Here is a 6,507-nt window from a genome sequence, read left to right as displayed (position 1 = left end):
GCCAAGTCGGTGTTCTACGTCGCCGATTTCCTGCTGTCGGAACTCGACGCCGCCTTCAACCGCCGCGATTTCGAAGCGGCGGTGCGCCAGTCACTGCGCCGGTCGGAGGAGGACAGCGAGGCGGTGCTGGCAGGGATGCTCCAGCAGCGCCTCGACGATCACTTCACCGCGCTTCAGGCCATGGTGTCGCCGCAGAACTGACGGCGCCGCCGGCGCCGTTACCGTTCAGGCGTGACGCGGGCGGACACCGCCAGGGGAACGCGGTTGGCGCCCGAACCTTTCGACCGCGTTATCAGCCAGTCCATCGCCAAGGCGCCGGCCACGGCGCTGCCCACCGCATAGACGCGGCTGACCGCGACGGCCCCTTCGGTTGCGCTGACGGTACCGGCGGCCGCGGTCGCGGCGGCCTCGGCGCCCACGAACGGCAGGGCGCCGAGGCCGCCGGTGAGGACGTTGAAGGCAACGACGCCGCCGATGGCGCCGAGGCCGATGGCGAACGTCTGATTACGCTGCGCCCAGGATGTTTCCTCGCTGGCCCGCGGCAGCTTCGGCAGCGGCGGCAAGGGCGGCGGTGCCTGCGTCACGCCGGGCGCCTGGGCTTGGGCCTGGGGGGCCTGGGCGAGCGTCAGGTCGGCGGCGTGCCCGCCGGTGGGGAGGCTGGTGGCGGCGATGGCGATCGCCAAGGCCAGAGCGGGACCCTTCATGGACTGTTCCCCTATCGCGTGGCGGCAGGCCGGTAGGCCGAGGCGGGTGGTCAGTTTGCCGAGATGCGGTCGAGCGTCGTCGCCAGCAGCGCCTCGACCGCCGCGTCGACGGCCAGCCGGGCGTTCGCCTCGATGATCCAGCGCTTGGCCATGCGCGTCGCCGGCTCGCCCAGCTCGTTGAGCTGGTGCAGGGCGCCGGCCAGATCCCCTTCGGTCAGGCGGCGGTTGATGATGTCGAGGCCCTTGATGGTGGCGTTCGATTCCACCGCGCCCGGCAGGCCGGATGTGGCGACCAGCTGCGTGATCCAATCCTGAATGCGGTCGGTCAACGACCGCTGGGCCGTCACCTCGGCCACCGCCTGGATGTTGGGGGCGACCAGGGCCACGAAGGTCTCGCGCAGTTCGGTCACCGTCGCCACGCCGGTGGCGGCGAACGGGGCCAGCGCCGACAGGGCGTCCGCCAGGCGCTTGTCCTCGCCCACCAGCTTCATGCCGGCGTCGAGTTCCCGCTGGTAAGGCTTGGAGGTCTGCAGCTTGACCAGCAACTGCTGCGACACCAGCGCCAGCCGGGTCGAAGCGGGGCCATTGCCGTTGGCGTTGATCTGTTCGAGGCGCTTCTCCGCCTCCTGCAGGCGCTCGCCGAGCGCCGCGGCTTCCCGCTGCGCCTGCTCCAGCTTCGCTTGCAGGTCGGCGCGGGCGCTCTCCTCGCCGGACAGTTTGGCCTGGAGTTCGGCCCGGGCGGCCGCTTCCTGGTCGAGCTTGGCCTGCAGATCGCCGCGCGCCGCGTCCTGCTGGTCGACCTTCGCCTGCAGCTCGGTGCGCGCGGTGTCCTGCTGGTCCAGCTTGGCCTGCAGCGCGCCGCGGGCGCCGGCTTCGGTGTCCAGGCGGCCGGACAGGGAGGCGACGCCGGCGTCCAGCGCCTTCAGGCGCTCCGGCGTGGTGCCGATGGCGGCGTCGATTTCGCCGAACCGCCGCTCGATGGTGTTGAAGCGGCCCTCGATCCCGTCCATCCGGCCGGCCGTGCGGTCGCCCCGCTCCTCCGACGCCGCAAGGCGGGTGCCGATCTGCGCGAAGCCGCTCTCCAGCTGGTCGATGCGGCGGGCCGAGACGTTGAAGTTGCCGCCGACCGCCTCGATCGCGTCGACGCGGCCAGCGGTGCTGCGGTTCTGGCCGTCCAGCGCGGCGATGCGCTGCGACAGCGCCTCCAGCCGGCCGTCGGCGGTCACCAGGTCGATGGCGGGCGCCACCTGCGGGATGTGCCCGAACTTCTCCAGCAGGACCGGACGCAGGGCCGGCGTGGCGACCGCGAAGGCCGAGCCGGTCAGTGCCACCAGCGAGACGAACAGGGCGAAGCCGTTGCCCCGCGCCCGAGGCGGCGGCGCGGCCACCGGCCCGCGGTCTGCGGGGCGATCGGTCCGCGACGGACCCGTCAGTTCCTTCTCCATGGCGCTCGCGCCCGGCTTGTCTGCGGAAGAGGCCCGATCCAGTTCGGGCGAAACGGACGTCGACATGCGGTCTTCCATCAAGAGTGGGCGCGCGCCGGATGACGGCGATGCTGGATCATGGACGCCGGTTGGCCAGCGCGGATCACGGGCGGGCGTAGATGCGGTCGGTGGCGATCGCCGAGGACCACAGCGGGATGGCCTGCTGGTCGCCGTCCGCGATGTAGTGGACCGGGTTCGGCTTCGCCCCGGAGGTGCGCTGGGTGTAGTGGTGGAACCAGTTGCCGGCGAAGCCGCCAATCACCGCCGCCACGACCGTGGGCAGGCCGATCACCCCGTCGAGCACGATGAGGCCGGCGACGACACCGAGGCCGATGGCCACCATCTGCTGCGGTTCAAGGTTCAGCATGCCGGCCGAAGGCTGGGCAGGCGCCACCGGCGCGCCCGGCGCGGGGCTCTGCGGGGCCGGGTTCACCTGGATCAGTTCCAGCCGTGCCCGGTCCATGTCGGACAGAATCTGCTGGCGGAACGTGACGGTCTCCGCCATCGCGCCCTGGCCATACCCGACAAGCGCCGCGATCAGCAGCAGCACACGCCCGATCCCCATTCCGGTCCCCCTCGTTTTCGCCGGCCGGAGCCGCCGCCGCCCCGTCCCCACACAGCCCGGAACCCCGCCGTCCATGCCCCACGCGGGGAGCGAGCGGCGTGTTCCCGGATATTCCCCTTTTTCAGTACCACGATTGGTGGAGCAGATTGAAGTCCCGACTTGACCGCGCGGCGTGATAACGAATAATCGCGCATGTGAGAAACTGGGGGCGGGCCGCCGTGGCCACGCCTCCGAGCCGGACCAGGGGAGGCCCCCGCAGGGGTGGCCGATGAGGACATGCTGACAGGCGAGGCCGGGTGGAACCTGCTCGCGGCGAACGCGGCGGCCGGGTTGCTGGCGCTGGTCCTGCCCATGCTGGTGATCGGCGTGGTGTCCGCGCTCAGCCATCGGCTGGCGACGCTGGACTTCTACGGCATTCCCCCGCTGATGCTGCTGCCCAAGGTCGCCGGCCTGCTGCTGGGCGTGGTGGTGCTGGCCGACTGGCTGCCGGAGGGGCGCTTCGCCGCCAGCACCTTCTTCGATCCGGGCAGCTACTGGAACATGGCGGCGACGGAGTTCCTGCGGCGTTGCGCCGACCCGCTGGCCTACGACCTGGAGGCGGCGCTGGGCGACGCGCTGTGGGGCGACGCGGGGCTGCTCGTGCGCATCGCGGCGTGGCTGATGCTGTTGGCGCTTGCCGCGGAGGCGGTGCTGGCGGTGCTGGTGTCCGGCTGGATCCAGGGGCTGCGGAACTTCGCCGCGGCCATTCTTTTGGCACTGTCCGGCGCGTTCATCGCCGTGTACAGCGTCGCATTCATTCTGTGGGCGGTGTACCTGCTCAATTTCTGGGTCTTTCTCGTGCTGGCCGTCGTCTACCAGTACAAGCGCCACCACAGTCACGCGGTTTGACGGGAACGGGCATGGCAGCGCACAGGCCGCACAGCACCTCCGGGCCGCCGGTCGTCGAAGGCAAGGGCACCTACATCGCGCGCGGCGTCGGCGGCCGGCTGGAATTGACCGGCAACCGGCTGCGCATCGTCAAGGGTGGCATCTTCGGCTACATCATCACGCTGCTGGGCATCGAGGGCGGCTTCGTCGAGCGCACCGTCCGGGTGAGCCAGATTTCCAGCATCGAGCTGGACGTGCCGGTGATGTTCTTCCGCTTCATCCGCATGTCCTATCCGGGCAGCCCGACGATGTCCGGCCACACGTTCCTGGACATGATGGCCGAGAACGCGGTGCTGATGAGCCTCGTCGACAACCGGCCGTTCTACGCGCTGGTCGAGCGGATCGAGGCGATGATGGACGCCGAAGGCGCGCCCGCGCTGGAGCGGCTGCCCGACGAACCGGAGGATCCGCCGCCCCCGCCGCGCCCCTCGTTGCGGGAGGTGCTGGGCCGCCGCCTGCGAGCCCTATGGAGCCACCGCGCGGCGAAGCGCGCTCCGCCAGCCGAACCGGCGGCCGAGACGGGGCCGCCGGGTGCGGGACCGGAGCAGCCCTAGTCGCCGCCGTAACGGTCGGTCGTCGTCCACGCCTCGCTGACCGCCAGGGTGCAGGGTCGCACCGACAGGCCGACCGGCAGCCGCGTCGTGCTGTCGCCGCACGCCGCGTCCATCTGACGATGGGTGAGGCCGCGGGCGTCGCGCAGGTCGACGCCGGACAGGTTCGCCCCGCTCAGGTCCGCCCTGGACAGGTCGGCCCCGGCGAGCACGGCACCGGAGGCCCGCGCGCCGGTGAGCCGGGCGCCGGACAGGTCGGCGTTGCGAAGGTCCGCCCCGTCGAGGTCGGCGCCCGACAGGTCGACGCCGCGCAGCGAGGCGCCCGCCAGTGCCGCCGACGACAGCTTGGCGCCGGACAGGGTGCTGTGGTCCAGCCGCGCGCCGTCCAGGCGTGCGCCCGCCAGCACGGCGTGGGCGAGCGGCAGCCGCTCCAGACGGACGCCGTCGGCGGCAAGGTCCTCCAGCGCGCTCAGGCGACCGCCGTCCTCCCGGCGTCCGGCGACGGCGTGGACGAGTTCCAGCGCCCGGTATTGCGCCTCGCGCCGGGCGGCGTCAGCCTGTTCGGCGCGCCGGCCGCCTTCCGACAGCCAGACGGCGACCGCGCCGAGCACCACCAGATGGGTTGCGACGATGACGAAGCGCCCCAAGCGCGACGCACCGGTCGGGCGAAGGAGCGGGGCACGGCCCGGCCGGTCGTCACGACCGGCGGCCGGCAGTGGGGGAAAGCTGTCCTTTGGCATGCAAGATCAGCTAATCTTCGCGACCGGCCGAGCCAGTGTGCCGACGGATAGGCGGCGAAGGCGTCACGCCTAACCCCGCCGCATCCCGGCGCCTGACCCCGGCACGGACGCCGTGCCACGGCCGGCGTGCTCCACCCCCTTTGATCGGCGCGGCATGGCGGCGAAGCCACACATCACGCTCGGCACCTTCCTGGTCCGCCTGCTCCTGCTGGAGGCGCTGGTGCTGGGAACCTACAACCCCAGCGGCGTTTCCTTCGCCCACTGGATTGCGGCGGATGGCGGGTTGATGTCGGGGAAGGTCGCGGCGGCCCTGTTCCTGACCGCATCCTATGCCCTGGTGGTGACCGTGCTGATCGGCTCCATCGGGGGGCTCGGTTTCCTGGTCGGAACGTTCTGCCTGCTGCTGCTGGTGTATCAGGCCCTGCTGATATTTCCGGAGGCGCGCACGTGGCTTGTGCTGCAATGGGCCGGGTTGATCAGCCTGGGCTTCGTCCTGGCTGTCGGCGTGGTGTGGTCGGGCCTGCAATACTCGCTGCTCGGCCAGAAACCCGCCCGCTACGTGGCCAACAAGAAGAAGATCTGAAGCGGGCGGGCGCGCCGGGCCGGAGCCGGGCGCGCCCGCGCCGGCTATTCGAACAGGTGGCGCTCGGCCGTCTTGACCAGCCGGTCCAGACGCTCCTCCAGCGACGGCTGCACGAGGGCGGCCTGCTGATACTCCAGAGCCAGACGCTCCAGGGTGCGCGTCGCCTCGTCCAGGTCGATGCGGCGTTGCGCGTCGGCCAGCCACGCCGAGGCGAGGGCGACCGGCGCCGAACCCAGCGAGCGCACGGAGGCGACCGCTTCCCGCAGGTTGCCGGCGGTGAGCAGCACCTCCGCGTTGCGCAGCGCGGGCGGGGTAGGGGCGGGCGCCGGGGCGCCGAACAGGCCGGTGTTCATGATGTCGCTGACGGGCAGCGCGGCGGTGATCTGGTTCACCGAGCGCTCGACCCAGTCCGGCGCCCAGGCGGGGGTCGCCCGGCCGGGTGCTGCGGGGCGCGGCGCGGCGCCGTCGCGGATGGCGGCGGCGACGGTCTCGAACCGGGCCCGCAGGACCGGCACGGCGGGCGCGCCCTTGTCGGCGAAGGCGGCGACGCGGTCGAGCGCGGCGGTGATCGGTGCCTGACCGGCCGGCGCCAGCGCGCGGGCGACGTCAACCGACCCGGTGAAGGACCCGGTGCCGGCGGCGGCGCGCGAGACGCCTTGCGCGGCGATGAGGAAGCTGCTTGCGGCCGCGGGGTCGACCCGTTCCCAGACGCGGTCAAGCTCACCTTGCCAAAGCGGCAGGGTGGCGACCGCTGCCGTGGTCGCGGCCGACAGCAGCAGGCTGAACGCGGTCACCGCGTACAGCACCGGGCGGCGGCGCGGGACAGCGGGGCGCGCGGTGGGGAGTGGGGTGACCGGTGCGGCGGCCGGCGCGGTCACGGCCGCCGGGGCAGCTTCGGCCACCGGGACTGCCACCGGCGGCGCGGCGAGCACCGGCTCCGGGGCCTTTTCCGG

General features: G+C 72.2%; 9 protein-coding genes. 4 read left to right on the top strand and 5 right to left on the bottom strand.

From position 1 onward, the window contains the following. The coding region (locus VED21_RS06430) for a hypothetical protein (RefSeq protein ID WP_324881497.1) at nt 1-201 on the top strand (201 nt) is incomplete at its 5' end. Nucleotides 202-218: 17 nt separating this feature from the next. Here VED21_RS06430 and VED21_RS06425 read toward each other — a convergent pair. From VED21_RS06425 to VED21_RS06415, 3 genes are all read right to left on the bottom strand, one after another. Further along, nucleotides 219-704, bottom strand: a complete 486-nt coding sequence (locus VED21_RS06425) for a hypothetical protein (RefSeq protein WP_324881496.1) — start codon at nt 702-704, stop codon at nt 219-221. Nucleotides 705-754: 50 nt separating this feature from the next. Next, a complete protein-coding gene (locus tag VED21_RS06420; RefSeq protein WP_324881495.1) occupies nt 755-2,215 on the bottom strand; it encodes a hypothetical protein in 1,461 nt (486 codons plus the stop codon). A 76-nt stretch (nt 2,216-2,291) separates the two neighbouring features. After that, nucleotides 2,292-2,753, bottom strand: coding sequence for a hypothetical protein (locus VED21_RS06415; RefSeq protein ID WP_324881494.1), 462 nt, complete (start codon nt 2,751-2,753; stop codon nt 2,292-2,294). A gap of 276 nt (nt 2,754-3,029) precedes the next feature. Here VED21_RS06415 and VED21_RS06410 point away from each other — a divergent pair, with 276 nt between their 5' ends. Then, nucleotides 3,030-3,641, top strand: coding sequence for a hypothetical protein (locus VED21_RS06410; RefSeq protein ID WP_324881493.1), 612 nt, complete (start codon nt 3,030-3,032; stop codon nt 3,639-3,641). An 11-nt stretch (nt 3,642-3,652) separates the two neighbouring features. Further along, on the top strand, nt 3,653-4,234 hold the full coding sequence (locus VED21_RS06405; protein WP_324881492.1) for a hypothetical protein: 582 nt from the start codon (nt 3,653-3,655) through the stop codon (nt 4,232-4,234). Here the strand turns inward: VED21_RS06405 and VED21_RS06400 are convergent. Next, nucleotides 4,231-4,971 carry a pentapeptide repeat-containing protein gene (locus VED21_RS06400; protein ID WP_324881491.1) on the bottom strand — a complete coding sequence of 247 codons (741 nt, stop codon included), beginning with the start codon at nt 4,969-4,971 and terminating at the stop codon, nt 4,231-4,233. The genes VED21_RS06405 and VED21_RS06400 overlap by 4 nt on opposite strands. A 154-nt stretch (nt 4,972-5,125) precedes the next feature. On the opposite strand from VED21_RS06400, the gene VED21_RS06395 reads away from it, so the two are divergent. Next, on the top strand, nt 5,126-5,554 hold the full coding sequence (locus VED21_RS06395; RefSeq protein WP_324881490.1) for a DUF6524 family protein: 429 nt from the start codon (nt 5,126-5,128) through the stop codon (nt 5,552-5,554). Between the two features lie 44 nt (nt 5,555-5,598). Here the strand turns inward: VED21_RS06395 and VED21_RS06390 are convergent. Then, a partial coding sequence (locus VED21_RS06390; protein ID WP_324881489.1) for a hypothetical protein occupies nt 5,599-6,507 on the bottom strand: 909 nt, incomplete at its 5' end.

The organism is Azospirillum sp., from assembly GCF_035627195.1.
In the GTDB taxonomy this organism is placed as follows: Bacteria; Pseudomonadota; Alphaproteobacteria; order Azospirillales; family Azospirillaceae; genus Azospirillum.
This window is presented reverse-complemented; position numbering and strand designations above follow the sequence as displayed.

What these genes read in the sequence shown, in the direction of transcription:
- VED21_RS06425 (WP_324881496.1), bottom strand. Translation starts at nt 704, where the DNA reads ATGAAGGGTCCCGCTCTGGCCTTGGCGATCGCCATCGCCGCCACCAGC.
- VED21_RS06420 (WP_324881495.1), bottom strand. Translation starts at nt 2,215, where the DNA reads ATGTCGACGTCCGTTTCGCCCGAACTGGATCGGGCCTCTTCCGCAGAC.
- VED21_RS06415 (WP_324881494.1), bottom strand. Translation starts at nt 2,753, where the DNA reads ATGGGGATCGGGCGTGTGCTGCTGCTGATCGCGGCGCTTGTCGGGTAT.
- VED21_RS06410 (WP_324881493.1), top strand. Translation starts at nt 3,030, where the DNA reads ATGCTGACAGGCGAGGCCGGGTGGAACCTGCTCGCGGCGAACGCGGCG.
- VED21_RS06405 (WP_324881492.1), top strand. Translation starts at nt 3,653, where the DNA reads ATGGCAGCGCACAGGCCGCACAGCACCTCCGGGCCGCCGGTCGTCGAA.
- VED21_RS06400 (WP_324881491.1), bottom strand. Translation starts at nt 4,971, where the DNA reads ATGCCAAAGGACAGCTTTCCCCCACTGCCGGCCGCCGGTCGTGACGAC.
- VED21_RS06395 (WP_324881490.1), top strand. Translation starts at nt 5,126, where the DNA reads ATGGCGGCGAAGCCACACATCACGCTCGGCACCTTCCTGGTCCGCCTG.